The sequence below is a fragment of the Enterococcus sp. DIV0421 genome (assembly GCF_051713745.1).
Lineage (GTDB): Bacteria > Bacillota > Bacilli > Lactobacillales > Enterococcaceae > Enterococcus_D > Enterococcus_D casseliflavus.
On the sequence record NZ_JBIOQM010000003.1, the window covers coordinates 57,667 to 72,641 of the forward strand.

At 36.5% G+C, this 14,975-nt stretch carries 14 protein-coding genes; all 14 read right to left on the reverse strand.

Annotated elements, in window-relative coordinates:
• Positions 1-29: 29 nt before the first annotated feature.
• Positions 30-1,055 (reverse strand): S66 family peptidase, encoded by a 1,026-nt coding sequence (locus tag IGI96_RS18270; RefSeq protein ID WP_438785508.1) that lies wholly within the window; start codon positions 1,053-1,055, stop codon positions 30-32.
• Between the two features lie 258 nt (positions 1,056-1,313).
• Complete coding sequence (locus IGI96_RS18275) at positions 1,314-2,006, reverse strand: hypothetical protein (protein ID WP_438785509.1); 693 nt, start codon at positions 2,004-2,006, stop codon at positions 1,314-1,316.
• Positions 2,006-3,205, reverse strand: coding sequence for an MFS transporter (locus IGI96_RS18280; protein WP_438785510.1), 1,200 nt, complete (start codon positions 3,203-3,205; stop codon positions 2,006-2,008). The genes IGI96_RS18275 and IGI96_RS18280 overlap by 1 nt, the downstream gene beginning before the upstream one ends.
• A 116-nt stretch (positions 3,206-3,321) precedes the next feature.
• Positions 3,322-3,633 (reverse strand): hypothetical protein, encoded by a 312-nt coding sequence (locus IGI96_RS18285; RefSeq protein ID WP_438785511.1) that lies wholly within the window; start codon positions 3,631-3,633, stop codon positions 3,322-3,324.
• The gene (locus tag IGI96_RS18290; protein ID WP_438785512.1) at positions 3,623-3,868 is read right to left on the reverse strand and encodes a hypothetical protein; all 246 of its coding nucleotides are present in this window, start codon (positions 3,866-3,868) and stop codon (positions 3,623-3,625) included. Before IGI96_RS18290 ends, IGI96_RS18285 begins: the two co-directional genes overlap by 11 nt.
• 25 nt (positions 3,869-3,893) lie before the next feature.
• On the reverse strand, positions 3,894-4,556 hold the full coding sequence (locus IGI96_RS18295) for a DUF2786 domain-containing protein (protein WP_438785513.1): 663 nt from the start codon (positions 4,554-4,556) through the stop codon (positions 3,894-3,896).
• A 525-nt stretch (positions 4,557-5,081) separates the two neighbouring features.
• Positions 5,082-5,414 (reverse strand): hypothetical protein, encoded by a 333-nt coding sequence (locus IGI96_RS18300; RefSeq protein ID WP_438785514.1) that lies wholly within the window; start codon positions 5,412-5,414, stop codon positions 5,082-5,084.
• Positions 5,415-5,486: 72 nt separating this feature from the next.
• Positions 5,487-5,705, reverse strand: a complete 219-nt coding sequence (locus IGI96_RS18305; protein ID WP_008381278.1) for a hypothetical protein — start codon at positions 5,703-5,705, stop codon at positions 5,487-5,489.
• Positions 5,706-5,977: 272 nt separating this feature from the next.
• Complete coding sequence (locus IGI96_RS18310) at positions 5,978-12,439, reverse strand: SNF2-related protein (RefSeq protein WP_438785515.1); 6,462 nt, start codon at positions 12,437-12,439, stop codon at positions 5,978-5,980.
• Positions 12,440-12,477: 38 nt separating this feature from the next.
• On the reverse strand, positions 12,478-12,798 hold the full coding sequence (locus tag IGI96_RS18315; RefSeq protein WP_438785516.1) for a type II toxin-antitoxin system PemK/MazF family toxin: 321 nt from the start codon (positions 12,796-12,798) through the stop codon (positions 12,478-12,480).
• On the reverse strand, positions 12,788-12,958 hold the full coding sequence (gene mazE / locus IGI96_RS18320) for a type II toxin-antitoxin system PemI/MazE family antitoxin (RefSeq protein WP_138314768.1): 171 nt from the start codon (positions 12,956-12,958) through the stop codon (positions 12,788-12,790). Before mazE ends, IGI96_RS18315 begins: the two co-directional genes overlap by 11 nt.
• Positions 12,959-13,052: 94 nt before the next feature.
• Positions 13,053-13,811 (reverse strand): Fic family protein, encoded by a 759-nt coding sequence (locus tag IGI96_RS18325; protein ID WP_438785517.1) that lies wholly within the window; start codon positions 13,809-13,811, stop codon positions 13,053-13,055.
• A gap of 91 nt (positions 13,812-13,902) precedes the next feature.
• Entirely contained in the window at positions 13,903-14,496 is a 594-nt protein-coding gene (locus IGI96_RS18330; RefSeq protein ID WP_438785518.1) for a type IV toxin-antitoxin system AbiEi family antitoxin domain-containing protein, read from the reverse strand.
• Between the two features lie 92 nt (positions 14,497-14,588).
• Positions 14,589-14,972: a hypothetical protein gene (locus IGI96_RS18335; protein ID WP_438785519.1), complete on the reverse strand. Its 384-nt coding sequence runs from the start codon at positions 14,970-14,972 to the stop codon at positions 14,589-14,591.
• Between the last annotated feature and the right edge of the window lie 3 nt (positions 14,973-14,975).

Consider the following 14,975-nt stretch of genomic DNA (forward strand, 5'->3'; position numbering starts at 1 on the left):
TACTATACTTTAATAGATTTTATTAACAATTAGGATACTGGACTTTCTAACAAGGTTATTATCTTTTTATTTAAATCGAGCTGCGCATATCCCCCTAGAGGAAGCGTCCATTTTGGTTCTGTATGTCCAAAATTACAATTATATAAAATGGGTAATCTTTCCAGATTAAATTCTTTCATAATCTTTTTTATTGATGTTTGATACTCTTTAAAATATCGGTTATCTTGTGGTTTTCCGACTAAAATCCCGTTAAGTAATGATAAGTTCCCCATTACTCCCATTGTGCGCAATTCTCGCTCAACAATTTCAGGTGCGGGATATTCTTCTGAAGTTTCAAGTAATAAAATACCATCTTTAAACAAGTCTCTAGAAGGATATAAGTCTGTTCCTCTTAACATCGCCAACACTTCAAGGCATCCACCAAGCATTCGTCCTTTGATTGTGCCAGATCCTTGTAAAACAATTGGGCCTATATCTTGATAAGACACCCTTTGTTTTTCTTTATTCTCAAAATCCCAAGGAATTACATCACTTGTCCATTTTGTGCGCCATGGATAAGTGTAGGTAGAGTATTCTTTCATTAAAACGTCTTCAAAACAAGATCTTGTAAAATTAAAAATGCCACCATTTTCGGCAAAATCAACCAGGACACATGTACCGTAGAATGAAACTACTCCTGCTAACTGAAACATCTGATGGATACTTGTTGAATCTGAATAGCCAATAAATACTTTAGGATTGTTTTTTATAATATTTAAATCCAAATATTCAAAGATACGATAACTATCTTCCCCACCTATTATTGATATAATTCCCTTGATTTCGGGATTGAGCAAAGCATCATGTAAATCTTGTGCTCTAGCCTCTGGATGCGAATAGATGAAATCTGATCCACTCAAAGAATGAGTCAATTCAATTACATTAAATCCCAAATGCGTTAATTGTTTTTTTCCTTGATTATAGCGCCATAGTATATTACTATCTCCACCTAAACCGCTTGATAATGAAATCGTTGCAATGGTATCTCCAGGTTGCAATCTTTTGGGCTTCTTCATAGCTCACAGTCCTCCTTATTACTTTTAATGAATTAATTTGATTAAAAATATACACTATATCTTAGATTTGTAAAGAATTACCTGTGAAAGATAGTAAATAATCACTCGGAAATTTTTTTAGCAATTCACAAATTGTGCCATATAATTAGGAAATAAATTGCCATTTAAAAATAAAAATGACACCAATTATGGCATCTAAAATGAATGTCCAGAAATTAGTCATTTTCTGAACACTCTTTCAATATAATGCAATCAGTATTAACACTCTTCTGTGTAAGTATAATATTGATATTTTCCTATTACATTGAACCCTTTAGAAGAATATAGTTGTTTTGCAATTATATTCTGATTCCAGGTCTGAATAAAAATATTCCCAATCTCTAATTCATTCTTAACAAGAAGTAGCTCCTCCAAAAATTCATTTCCAAAGCCTTGATTTTGAAATTCTTTATATATCTGTAAATCATATATACCAATATTGCTTTTAAGAATTACTAAACAAACTTGTCCAACTTCATATTGATTGAAACAAATGGTGAATGGAACTACATTTGATGAAAATATACGATTAGGTAGATCATTGTATTTCCATGGAATATTTGCTGAAAGTCTTATTCCTTTTTTCTTACTACAAAGTTTGCGAAAATTTGATAATGAAGCATTCGCATTAAAATTCAAATCATACGTTTTTAAACAGGTCATTGCTGAAGTTAATTTTAAATCAATCAATGTAGGGGTAGCTATTTTTAGATACTTTATTTTATATTGATCCATTATCATGTATAAGTCTTTTTCTTGAACTACCTTTCGAGGGAAAATAAAATTGAAATCTTCAGATTGAGAAAAATCACTTTTAACAATGATATAATTTTCAATCGAATGAATCTCACATGAAAGAGATTTCAACCAAACTAACTCATTCTGTAAAAACTTTTCCTGAATAAGATTCATCACAAATCTCCTGCTAAATCAATACTTTTATATGTCTTCGTCTTTACAAGTAAAATATACGAACAAAAGAATACTATACTTATCGAAAGGCTCAGTATCAACATACCATATTGACTAATAAAATTACCTAATGACATTCCAATTGGGGCAGCCAAATAAACAACACAATCAACGATACCCAGAATTTTCCCACGATTCTTATGCTCAATTGAACTAACAAAATAACTGAACAATGGTTGTGTAAGTGTATCAAAAAAGCCATAGAACGATAAAACAAAAAAATTCACTAAAATCATTTGATTACTGAAAGGAAGTAACATAAAACAGATAGCCGATCCTAGTAATCCTATTTTTGTCATTTTTGATACTTTTTTTCTATAATGGATAACAAAAAATGAAGCTACTATCTCTCCTAAATTAACAGAAGATTTTAGCAATGATAAGAAAATAGGTGAAGTTTGACTCGTATACTTAAACATATAATAAGGTAAGATATTAGGTATATATCCATAATCCAAGTTTAATAAGAAAAGCAAACAAATAAACACTACAATTTTCTTATCTTTAAAAATATTTTTCTTAATAAACAACAACAGGGAGCCTTCAATCTTTTCTTTTATTTCCTCATTGTCCTTGATACTCTCATTTCCTTGTATATCTTTAACGGGTAAGAAAAAAATTAGAAACAAAGCTAAAATTAACAAGAAAATAATAGTAAAATAGATTGCCTCTACACTTACAAACTTAATCAATATACCTGAAATCACATTACTTATAATGATAAGTATTTGATTAAACAATCCTGTAATACCGTCGTATTTCATGAATTCATCTGTTGTCAACATTTCAGCTGCTCCAGAAACTAAGCATCTTAAAAATAATGTATTTACTGCAGTAAAAATTAAGTAAAACACTGCCCATTGAATATCCATATTAATAAAATAGCTTGCAGCAACAGTTATTATAAATCCAAAAATACTGAAAAAAAAGACTTTTTTCTTCGAATAAGAATCTACAATTATTCCCACAACCAGAGACATTCCAGCTTGTAAAATAAATGAAGAACCAATAATCATGACTAAATTTTTTAATTCTTCTTGTTGGCTAAAAATTTCCCATAGTATATTTAATTGAAACAGGGTCGTAGAAAATAGAACAAGGACATTTAAACATAAAAAAGATACAATTTTTTTATTCATTTATATTCTCCAAAAAATAAGTTAAATTCCCTTTTTGAAGGTCGCATTGCGAATAACTCTGTTTGTTCTTAGACACATAATATTCTTCTGCTCGACAACCTCCACCACATATATACTTAATGAACTTTTGTTTTCTTAAAATCAAAATACTTTCCGGATATCCAGTCTGCAGTACCGGTTTTTTCATTTGTTTTGTGGATCACATCTTCTTCATCTTTCAACGCATTAATTGAGTCAAGAATTTCATTTGCTTCAGCTTCTGTAAATAGTCCCAACTCTTCCTTCTTTTGAGTAAAGCATAAATTTTCAGTAGCAGCAGTCACACTCAAAAATCCAATAAGCTCTTTTGAAAAGCGACTCAAGACAATGACTGTCCATTGTTTCTTTCGCTTATTCTCAAAAAAAATAAGATTCCCTTCAGGCTTCATTCTCATTCACCAAAATAAACTGATTTCTCCCATAGACCATTTCATATTCTCGGTGACATGAGTTACATAAGTAACGCCCATTCGCATACAAATGATCTCCTTTTCTTTCTCTGACTTGTTTTGCGAGTTCACCACAGTTACATTCAATCCAACTTGGTGGCCAATATAAGCGTTTGTTGTAAGGTGTGATCGGTACTTTCCATTGACCACCGTAACATTTTCTTTCTTGTGACAAGTCAACCGCTCCTTTCATTGAGATCCTAAACACTTAATTTATCTTTATCAGTAAAGCGTACTCCCTCTTCATATCCAGAGTAAAATGCTTCCCGATCTTTCACGTTATGCGACATGTCTTTCCCAGGAACAAGTCCTATTTCTTTGACTGCAGTCTGGACTACTTCTGGCACTTGTAAAGCAAGTGCGTAACCTTTTGTTAGCACCTGCTTTCTGAAAGTCTCCGATACCCCCCGCAAATACCCTTCAAGATAATCTTGCTTTAGCTGCCATTTCCGCTTGTACTTGCGACGAATTTCCGGTAATTGCAAAAACTGTCTTGCACAGAAGCTGGCACTTCCACGGGCGTATTCAAATGTGATCTGTGCAACTTGAACATCTGATTCGATTCCAACAAAATGGAGTTCAATCGGTGCGCCGGATACATAATAGTAGCGAACCCGAAAATTCTTAGCAATTATTGACGCCAATCGGTAAAACCATTTTTGCGGACGTCCTCGATAAATAACTACATCGATTACTGCTTCGGCTTTTTGCTCTTTCTTGTAACTAAATACTTCCGATTCGTCAATATTGTACTGAAGCATCAATTCTTGGGCTTTTGCTAAAGCAGACATCGATTCTTCATCGTTAGCATCATTTGCTAAAGCAAGTAATTTTACTATTTTTTGTTTTGCTTTTTCATCCATCACAATAATTCCTTTTTCCTAGTTTAGTTTACCATTAATGAGATAGCGTTTTCTAATTTTTAAAAAAAATTGACAAAAATCCATTTTGAATTCCGTTATTTCTCTGTATGCTATCTTGTTTAATTAAGTAATTCTCTAATATTCTGAATATGAATATAGTCATATTTGCTAATTAACTTGTCGATTGCATTTTCCTTCGTTTTGGCTTTCACCCAGGATATTGAATATATTAATTTTTATAACTCATAGTACGAAAAGTCAACGACAAATCTTACCGTCATAACACCTTCTTATTGTTAAAGATCTTATAACCATGTATACTCTACAAGACATAATAATTTGCTGCTCTCTTAGCGGAAACTAAGAGGGCAGTTTTTCTTTGAATCCGGTGGATTGCTGACTGCTCAATTAATAAATTTTTCTATCATTTTGCGATTACCATATGCATTCTCCTTATTGATCTTACATAGTGAATGTAGAGATATGGCACAGGATCAATCGTTTTCCTGTGCCATAAACCCTTCTCTACTGTTGATTCTTTTTGGCTTCTTTTGCTTTAGGAGTTAGTTCATAAACATAAGCGACAGCCATACCACATCGGATCGCTCCAAGTCTTTCTGGGCAAATGACATCTGCATCAATCAAGGCTTGTTCAACGCCAGTATTTTCAGACCAACCTTTGATTGCTACAAAATCTTGTCTGATTGCCATATCTGTGTTTACGGTTGCCGTAGTAACTAATTCTTCCTCACGCATCCTACCTCTTTTGGGTTTGACTAACATGATCGCGACATTGTTATTGTCTGCGTATTGATCAAATTTTAAGTCATATACCTTTTCGTTTAAAATGACATTCATTAAGAGTTCCTCCTTAGATTATGTAGGATAGTTACTCTTACTTCTGAATATCATTCAAAATTGGTTGAATTATCAGGTAAGAGTACTTCCTTTCTTCTCTTGATTAAGTAAATCTACTGCTAGGGTTGTCAGTTTTGCAGCATTTTTGAATCGCATTTCATCAATTGACGATTTTCTTTTCATCAAATCTGATACTGTTTGCCTTGGTAATTCAGTTAATTTATGAACCTCTTTAATCGTCATCCCGCTTTCAAACAGTAACCATTCAATCTTTTCTTTTTCTGCGTACATTATGCTATTCCTCCATCAAGAGCATAGGCGAAACGTATTCCCCATCGCTCGTTTTTATGATATATTTGAAGTAGTAGCACTGTTTTTTCGGAACGCTGTTACTATGATTTGCACATAATCTGCTCGAACAGATTATGTGCTTTTTCTTTGTTTTATTTCGATAAAATACCTCCTTTAAACACCTCACGCTTAACCGTGTTTATACTATTATAATACACGGTTAAGCGTGAGGTGTCAATCGATATTTTGCATTTTTTTATCAAATTATTGAATTATGGTGTGTCTATTTCAAAACCATCCTCTTTCTCCATTACGGTAGAATGTTCTTTTTCCTTTGCCAAAGAGGCTTCTATTTCAGACTGAATCTCTTGTTGGCGTAAGACTTTCTCTTGTAATTCTTGAGCGTGAATAAATGGTTGCTTGATTTGTTCTTTAGCACTTTCCATCTTTTCTTTTGTTTCTTGGACTTCCTCAGCTGCTTCTTGTAACATTTCGGGCAGTTGATTGATTTTGTTCTCTATCCGACGAATGCTCCCAATTTGGGTGCTAGGATCTACGAGTAAATCGTAATGCCCTTTACCATGTAGACGTACTTGCAAACTTCCATAGCTTAATTCGCTTTTTCGCACAGAAAACGAAAACCCCTTGTATTCACCGATTTCCACGAAATCTGGAGAGCGCATATAAAGGAACGTGGCACTTTCAAAGACTTCTCCTGCTTTTGATCTTTCTGTGTATTCTTTGCCATCAATCACGATTGAAAACTCGTCAGGATCATTGTCTTTATACCGCTGAATGTCTTCTTGTAGCGTGGCCATATGCTGCTCCCCGCTTTTGATCATTGACGGATAGATTTGATCGATCGAACGTTTCAATAGCTCTCGCTCATTCAAATACGAAGATTGTAACATTCTTAATTTCGTGATCTCATTATCCAACCGCATTTTGTCTGCTAGCAGCGGATTACCTGTCGCAACGGCTTTGATCTCAGAAGCGTCTAGAACCGTTTCAGACATCTCGTCTACGGTTCGAGTAATTGCCTTACCAGTCATTACTTGAGAGATATACGTTAGCTTTTGTTCCTGAATCTGCCACAAGAAACTATCAAACGTTCCTTTAGCCACATAACGATAAATCTGAATCTCTTTGTTCTCATTCCCCTGTCGAACAATCCGGCCATCTCTTTGCTCAATATCTGAAGGACGCCAAGGACAGTCCACGTGGTGTGCCGCAATCAATTTGTCCTGAATATTCGTACCGGTCCCAACTTTTCCGGTACTTCCAATCAGAATACGGACTTCACCTTCTCGGACTTTCTCAAATAAAGCATCACGTTGCGCTTCGGTTTTTGCATCATGAATGAACGCCACTTCGTTTTCAGGTATATTTTTTTCAATCAGCTGACGCTTTATTTCATCGTAAACATTGAATTTCCCAGGTTTTGGCGTTCCGGAATCAGAGAAAATAAGTTGTGTCGATCGTTGTTCTTTTGTCTCTAACCAAATGGTAAATACCTTTTCAGCTGCACGTGCAATTTTGGTCTGTTTCAATTCTTGTGGATCATATTTTGATTCATCGTAGTCATCTAACAGGCGTGGATCTAGTGCCATTAACTTCGCTTCGTTCGTGATTTTCAGCATATTGTCTGCTTCCGGAGACACTTCACGATTCCTGATTTTTTCCGCACGCATAGCCAACTGATCCATCTTATCTTTTTGATAGGTAATTGGATCTGTGACAATGATCTGTGCTTTCCCTCCTTTGACTGCTGGTACAGGAAGATTAAGCATGTCTTTGGTTTGAATGTCCGCAATTAAGTTAAACATACTCATCAGTTCCGGAAGATTGTGGAATTTAGAAAAACGATTCTTCATCTGATAGCCACTTCCTTCAGGCGTGATTTCCAGTGAAGAGACGATTTCGCCAAACGTGGAAGCCCAAGCGTCAAAATGGTAAACACCAAAGTCTTTTAATACATCTGGTTGTAAGTATTTTTGCATGGTATACATTTCCGACATCGAGTTAGAGATTGGCGTTCCTGTCGCAAAAACAACACCACGACCCTGATTTTCTTCAAGCATATACTTCACTTTCATTTCCATATCACTGGATCTTAGACTGTTAGACGCATTGACCCCTGCTACATTAGATAACTTGGTGTAGGAATAGAGGTTTTTATACAAATGAGCTTCATCTACAAACAGAAAATCGACGCCCAAGTCCTCGAAGTAAATCAAATCATCTTTCTTGTCTTGTTTATTCAGTTTGGCTAACCGTTCATTGAGCCTTTTCTCAAAACTAACCATCTGTTTGATCGACCAGGAATCAACATCATTCTCCATTTGATAAGCAGCAATTGCTTCAGATACCTGATTGATTTCTGCTTTTAACATATTTCGTTGGCGTTCTGGAGATAAGGCAATTTTTTCAAACTGAGAATGGCCAATAATCACGGCATCATAGTCGCCGACAGCGATTCGAGAAACGAATTGTTGCCGATTGGCTTTCTCAAAGTCTTTCTTGGTTGTAACTAGCACTTTTTTGGACGGATAGAACCGCAAAAGTTCGGTACCAAAATCGCCTGTCAGGTGGTTAGGCACGACATACATCGCTTTCTTGATCAAACCATGAGTCTTCATCATCATTCCTGCAGAAATCATCGTTAACGTCTTGCCAGCGCCTACCACATGAGCCATCAACCCACGTCCGTTTTGAATAATTCTGGCAACCATATTCTTTTGGTGCGGTCGCAATTCAATTTGTTCATTCAGCCCTTCAAACTCTAGGTAGCTACCATCATAGGTTCTCGGTACTAATCGATTGAATCGCTCTTCGTAAATTCCTTGCAGCTCTTCAAGGACTTGAGAATGATTCATGACCCAATTCTTGAAGATCTCTTGCAGTTCTTCTTGTTTTGAACGAGCATATTGCGTTTCTTTAGGATTTAATACATAGTGTGATTTTCCATCGCCGTCTTCCACTCGATCACGGATTTCGATTTTTTGGAGATTTAAACTATTTTCAAAAATGAGATACGCATTCGCACGTGCCGTTCCGTAGCGGTTACTGACGATCGGTCCTTTATGTGTACTTTTTCCAGAAATAAAGTAGCGAGAAGCGGTTGGATCATAATCCAATTGGACGTAATGTTCCCGAACCATCCACGGCGGTGTTTCAAACGTTTCAAACATAAACTGTTCATACGTTTCTTTAGGTATCCAGGTACTTCCAACCGAATAATCGATCTCCCCAGCTTTCAATGGCTCAGGCTGCACGTCCTCTAAAGAGGACACATTTTTTTCAAATAGTCCTGGATAGGTTTCATTGAAGTACTGAGCTTCTACTAGCTTTTGTTTGACATCACCGCTTAGATATTCTTCTCTTACTTCCCAAACATCATCAAATTGATCCCCTTTATACTTCAATGGATCAATGAATATCTGACCTTCGAGTTCTTTGACTATGGTTCCTTTGTCTTTTCCATAAACATCCGCCATAAAGTCTAAATCTACTTTTAAACGCCGACCTAATGACAGCTGTAATGCTTCGATCGCAGAATCGACTGTTGTAATTGGTTCTTTTCTCCGGATAGTTGCCTTAAAAAAGACATCCCCTTTTTCAACAGAGCCGTCCTTATGCACAATTTCAATTGATTTAAGTAATGGAAGGTATTCGTCACGTTGAAACACTTTCGAGTTTTGCGCAATCGGACCAAAATCAGATACAAAGGTATCATACGCCTGATTCAGTTTTGCCAGTGCAAGCTGAAATTCTTCCACACTGTAATCTTCTTGTCGTTGAACATAAATCACTTGTAATAGCTCTTCTTTGATTTTGATCAATTGGGAAAGTTGTTTTTCGGCTTTTTCTGATCCTTCAAATGCTTCAAAATAGCCATTGTTGTTGAAGTAGATTTTCCCTTGGCTTTGGCCATAATTGAAATTCGGGATCTCGGAAACTGAAACTTCATTGTCTGTTCTTTGTTCTACGAGAGAGATTTCTTCAGCCGAAGGCGTAAGCTCGAACGTTCCTGGTATCTTTTCAATCGCAGACCTTAGATCATCAATCAAATTCGCTTCAGGATTTGCTTTCACATCGAGGGTTTTCCCACGAAAATTCTTAAGTGAAAGTTCGCCAAGAATCATGTCCGTATTTTTCACAAAATAATTGTTAAAAGGTTTTCCTGGTACATCTCTATGCATGCCGACAAACACCCAGCTGGGTGTATATGAGCGCTCGATTTCCGAATTCTTTTGAAAGAAAATAAGGTCAGTAACAACATCGGTACCTGCTATTTTTTTAAAAGCATTGCTTGGTAAACGAACGGCGCCAAGCAATTCACCTGTTTTTGCATACTCACGCCGAACATTTTCACTCTGCTTATCTAAAGTTGAAGTGGACGTGATAACAGCTACAATCCCGCCTTCTTTTACACTATCCAATGCTTTTTTGATAAAGTAATCGTGAATGGCATAGCTATGGTCGTAGTTAGGATCTTCGATTTGTATGCTGTCAAAAGGAATGTTACTGATTACGAGATCAAAGCCATTTTTATTTAGAGGGGTATTTTCAAAACCAGTCACCTCAATGGTTGCATCTTGGTGTAAGTGTTTTGCGATCGCTCCAGTCAATGGATCTAATTCAACCCCGTATAGATTGGACTGAGTTCTTAATGATTCAGGCATAGCAGAAAAGAAGTTTCCAGTTCCCATCGAAGGATCTAAAACATTTCCTCCCTGGAATCCCATAGTCTGTAACTTCTCATAGATCACTTCTATTAGCCGTGGATCTGTGTAGTAAGCCGTTAACACACTTTCACGTGCTTGACGGTATTCCTCTTCAGTCAACAATTTTTTCAGCTGTTGGCGCTCATTTTTTAATTGATCATCACGTGTATCGAAGATACTTGCCAATCCGCCCCATCCAACGTACTTCGCCAGAACCTTTTGTTCTTCTGCCGTAGCCATTCTGTTTTCAGATTCGAGCTTTCTGACTAAAACAATCGCATCAATGTTGGCCTGTATCTTGTCTTTAGTTGCTTTTGGATAAAAGGCATCTAGCGATTCCAACGGAAATGAAAAGTGATTGCTGCCTTTGGTTGTCACGTTGTGACTTTCTTGTTTTTCGATGGATACAGAAGGCTTCTCAACTTTTGGCATTGGAACAAAAGCGACCTCAGAGCCGTACCCACTGTCTTGGAGCGGTTCTTCAGTGGCTTCAAAATCATCCATATCAAAGAGAGTGATTTCTTCTACCTTATCCAGTGATTCAGTGGCTTCATCTTTTGGGTCACTTACATCAATCGGCTGAGAAAGTTCGTTCGTTTTTTGGAATACTTCATTTACTCGCTCTTTTTCTTCTGCAGTCAAATAGTCATTCCTACCAATAAGGAAATCAATTCTTCCTGCAATATCAATCCATTTGTAGTCTTTCTCATATTCTTTACCGTCAACTATCTTAGTGATTCGAATACCTCGGTCTGGCCGTGAATTCATGGACGAAAAAGTTGCTCCAGGGAGATCCAGAGTTTTGCCATACCAGCCAAATTCTTTTTTCAAAAAACGAACACGCTGTATCATGTCTTTTGTCTGAGAAAAAGCTAGAGAAACACGGAACTTTCCATCAACAGTTCCAGTCCCGTCCTTTAAAAGACGGGTAATCAATGATTCAGGAAATAGATCTGCTTCTAAAGAGGTACTACTGTCTTTTTGCTCATCTGCAGACACAAAAAAAGGTTCAGAAGACGCTGTCTCTTCTAAACCAGTTTCCAGATCATTTTGTTTTACAGAAGTTCGCTCATCGCTAGTTCGATCGCTTGTTCCCGATAGTTGTTGCGAATCTTGGTGGCTGTCTCCAGATTCTGCTGCTCCTCTAAGGTTAACGGATTCTGTTGCTCCATCTGTTCCGCTAGTGCTGCTACTCGCTCCCACACCTTCTTGTCGATAGCGTGGCCGTAAGTCATTAGCTCCCCTTGCATCAGTTTCATCTGATACTCTGTTGGCTGTTCTTCCTTCAGTTTTTCCACGGCGATTGAGCCAAAACGACCGAGCGGTTGGTTTTCTGGATACTCCATTTGCGGGATCAGCTGTCCGTTCTGGTTCTCTTGATACGTCAATTTCATCTTCCTTGCTCCTCTCAGTTTTATAAATCAAAATATCTTTACTTAAAAATCGGTTGATCTCGTTTGCTTTGGTCATCACTTCCACAAACGTCCGAAAATTTTGCAGTTGTGCCAGTTCTTTAAATTCAGGAATTGGCTGAATCAAGGCTTTACTTTGAACCATTGCTAAACCTATCTCTAAAGCCAATCTTCTATGAACAGGATCTTCCAAGTCTGCTGTAAAAGAGTCGATCATATCCTGTCTTTCTTGTGTGATAAAATCTGGCCACGTGTGTTCTTCCAAACTGTAATCCGGAAAATCTAGCACTTTCCCAACGGTCTGATTCACATCAAAGTAATAAGAAGCCATCATTTGATTATTGGAAAACCCAAGCGTCATGATTGCCTTGCTTCCACGTTTGACTTGACGACCGATTTTTTTCCATGTATCGAAATCTGCTAAATAGCGAGCCTCGGGATTTTGACCATGAATAAATAGTTGGTCATTTACATCGTATTTATGGAGGAACTTTATTTGTTCCAAGTACTGTTGAAAAGATTGTGTCGTTTCTACAGTTTCAGCAAATGATTGCTTAAAAAGCATTCGTAAGGTAGATTGTTTTTTCTCGTCCATGTGCGCCTCCTGAAAGTTAGTGTGGCGCATGGATAAACTCAATCAAAAAAAGGAAAGTCAAAAATGGCTAAGAAGGTTTGAGCAACTAGAAGAAACTCCCCTTCATCGCATGTGCCGGACAGCGTGTACAGATCTGCGGAAGGATTGATCGTAAAAAACTCAGAACAATCAACGATCATCGAATGTTTTGAAGGCTCTAAGCTAATTTTGACCTCTAACGGTGCTTCAGTCGCAGCGTCCGTCACTTTGCAGACGATCAATCGCTCATATGTGTCATAAAAGGCATCTGCACTAAGAACCAGATACATTTGTCCCTCGGTATCTGATAGAATGTTGCGTTGGCTCCAGTTACTTTTCATCGCTTATCTGCTTTAATGGATTTTCAATCTTTGGAACAAGCTCAATAATGCCATTTTCTTTTTGGTGGCAATAAAAGTATTGATTTTCTTTTATTTGTAATTCTTTGGGCAGAGAAATGACGAGCGAGTTTCCAATGATTCTAGTTTTGACTGCTTTCATGATTGCTGTTCACCTCATGCGCTATTATACTCGTATATCCAAAGATATACAATAGTTTTTATTTGTAAAAAAAAGAACCAGCTATGCTGATCCTTTAAAAATCTAATTCTTGACTCTGACTTTTTTCTTTTGAAATAAACTTTGCTTGTCTTTTTTCTTCTGTTACCATTTGTTCCATTGCATATCGAGTCAGACCTTTTACATTTTGTTCTGACAACAATTCCAAATATTCGGCTTTATCTTCTGTTTGAATAATTACAGGTGGAAAGCCTTCATTTAACAAGGAATAGTTCATAACTAATCGACCAGTCCTCCCGTTACCATCGCTAAACGGGTGAATTCTTTCAAATTGAATGTGAGTATCCATTATTGCTTCAATTTTTTCGACATCGGTATCAGCAATTTCTAGGCGATAATTTTGATTATCAACTAATTGCTGCATCAATACTGGAGTTTCTTGTGGAGAAGCCGTATCAAAATCCGCCCCTAGGATTGCATTTTCATAGGATTTAAATTGTCCTCGATCCACGATTAGTTTATCCATCAATCGCTCGTGTATATCCTTTACTAGAGATATAGAGAGTGGTTGTTTGTCTTGCACTTTTTCTAGCATAAGAGCAAACGCTCCTCTATGATTTTCAATTTCATAAAGTTCTCTGAGAGACGTGCGTTCAGGAACAGTATTATGAAGTATGATCGAAACGGTTTGTGGTAATGAAATCGTATTGCCTTCAATTGCGCTTGAATGATAAGCAAGACGAACAAGAATATCATCTAGATATTCCATTGGAAATTTTCGATTATGGAATTGATTTCGTGCTATTGAATATTCATCATAGAAACCATAGTTCATTTTTTTCACCTCTTCAATTGTAGTAATTCGTATAAAACCATTTATACGTCAGTTCTATTCATTGTCACTCTGACAGACATATATTGGACTTTTAGTGTAACGCCATAATATATGAGCGCATTTCCTTTTCTACTGGAAGAATATTTCTGTATTCATTAAGCTTTCTAAGATCTCTTTTATCGGATTTCATATAAGCTTTAATCGCCTTAATCCTAATTTCGTCTTCAACGATATACCAAGGATTCCAAATATCACATAACGTTCGCTCAACATCATATGCAACAAGTGTATTTCCATAGCGACTTTTGACTTCTGTTCTTCCGATACTATAGTATTCAGGTTTCGTAAAGTGTAAATCAACTGCAAATTCCTTCAATCCTTTTTCGGAAACATGATATCCATATGGAACAGTCATGTCAATCTTTCTAGGGATCATATCAGTTAAATCATATAGATCTAAAGCAGTAATGTGAGAGATAATCCCACGTTCATATTTCTTTTGTGCAATGAGGAGTTCGTCTGCAAATTGACCAGGCAAAGTAAAAAAACCAGGATATTCTCTGTCTAACTCTCCACGATCAACCATTCGCTTAATAGTAACCGGTGAAACGCCTGCTTTTTTTGCATCCTTCATAGCCAGTGTCCCATTATATTGCTCAAGTAACTCATAAACAACTTTTTTCAATTCAACCGCCTCTTATATACAATTAGACTTATATTTATATTATAACATAAGTTTAATCGTATACAACATGTTATTATTGAATCAAAAATTACCTAAGTCATTTCAAATCCTTGTGCTTTTTCTTTCCGCTTCTTTTTACTTTTATCAATCATTTGTTTTTCTTCGATAATCATTTCCTCATCTCCATGATCGATATCTTCCGATACTTCAAATTCAGAAACTGAATGGTCAATCCATTCAAATAGCTGAAACGAAGAACCATTTTTTTCAGGGTTCGCATCAATAAAATTTTCGACATCTTCATACAAGTAAGTCTTTGAAAAATCATCTTCCGATTCACACACAACATATAGTTGTCCGTTTTCATCAGGAGTTACCCAAAGATTTACAGTAGGATCTTTTTCAAAATAAGCGACAATCTTTTCTTGTTCTTTTCTAACATCTAATCCTTGATCTCCAGTATCTGTCTGAACCATAAT

What these genes read in the sequence shown, in the direction of transcription:
- IGI96_RS18285 (WP_438785511.1), bottom strand. Translation starts at nt 3,633, where the DNA reads ATGAAGCCTGAAGGGAATCTTATTTTTTTTGAGAATAAGCGAAAGAAA.
- IGI96_RS18280 (WP_438785510.1), bottom strand. Translation starts at nt 3,205, where the DNA reads ATGAATAAAAAAATTGTATCTTTTTTATGTTTAAATGTCCTTGTTCTA.
- IGI96_RS18310 (WP_438785515.1), bottom strand. Translation starts at nt 12,439, where the DNA reads ATGGACGAGAAAAAACAATCTACCTTACGAATGCTTTTTAAGCAATCA.
- IGI96_RS18270 (WP_438785508.1), bottom strand. Translation starts at nt 1,055, where the DNA reads ATGAAGAAGCCCAAAAGATTGCAACCTGGAGATACCATTGCAACGATT.
- IGI96_RS18300 (WP_438785514.1), bottom strand. Translation starts at nt 5,414, where the DNA reads ATGAATGTCATTTTAAACGAAAAGGTATATGACTTAAAATTTGATCAA.
- IGI96_RS18305 (WP_008381278.1), bottom strand. Translation starts at nt 5,705, where the DNA reads ATGTACGCAGAAAAAGAAAAGATTGAATGGTTACTGTTTGAAAGCGGG.
- IGI96_RS18275 (WP_438785509.1), bottom strand. Translation starts at nt 2,006, where the DNA reads ATGAATCTTATTCAGGAAAAGTTTTTACAGAATGAGTTAGTTTGGTTG.
- IGI96_RS18325 (WP_438785517.1), bottom strand. Translation starts at nt 13,811, where the DNA reads ATGAACTATGGTTTCTATGATGAATATTCAATAGCACGAAATCAATTC.
- mazE (WP_138314768.1), bottom strand. Translation starts at nt 12,958, where the DNA reads ATGAAAGCAGTCAAAACTAGAATCATTGGAAACTCGCTCGTCATTTCT.
- IGI96_RS18295 (WP_438785513.1), bottom strand. Translation starts at nt 4,556, where the DNA reads ATGGATGAAAAAGCAAAACAAAAAATAGTAAAATTACTTGCTTTAGCA.
- IGI96_RS18315 (WP_438785516.1), bottom strand. Translation starts at nt 12,798, where the DNA reads ATGAAAAGTAACTGGAGCCAACGCAACATTCTATCAGATACCGAGGGA.
- IGI96_RS18335 (WP_438785519.1), bottom strand. Translation starts at nt 14,972, where the DNA reads ATGGTTCAGACAGATACTGGAGATCAAGGATTAGATGTTAGAAAAGAA.